We start from the raw sequence: 369 nt of genomic DNA on the forward strand, positions 1-369 counted from the left end.
GCCGCCTTCCACGCGCGCAACTACCGCGACGGAATCGCCCGGATCGCGCGCTGCAAGCGCCTCTGTTCGCCCGAGCAGTTGCATGTTGCCGACGAGAAAGGCGAATGCACGATAAGCTCCGAATGGCTCTACGCCAAGGAGCCGACACCTGCCGTTGCCACGGATGTCGCCTTTGCCTTTGTCGTCGAACTCGGCCGGCGGGGAACGGGACAGCATCTTACCCCCAGCCGTGTCGAATTCAGGCGTCCCGATCCGAAAAGCGATGCGCACCGGACCTATTTCGGGTGTCCGGTGCGTTACGGCGCCCCGCGTGACCTGCTGGTTTTGCGGTCCACCGACCTCGATCGCCCTTTTCCAGGCCACAACCCC

Annotated in this window: 1 protein-coding gene; it reads left to right on the plus strand. The window is 64.2% G+C overall.

The genetic code is table 11. The features are described 5' to 3' along the window. Nucleotides 1–369 (plus strand): AraC family transcriptional regulator ligand-binding domain-containing protein (locus EN807_RS33245; protein WP_135937996.1); only part of this gene is annotated, 369 nt, incomplete at both ends.

The sequence above is a fragment of the Mesorhizobium sp. M5C.F.Ca.ET.164.01.1.1 genome (assembly GCF_004792125.1).
GTDB lineage: Bacteria > Pseudomonadota > Alphaproteobacteria > Rhizobiales > Rhizobiaceae > Mesorhizobium > Mesorhizobium wenxiniae.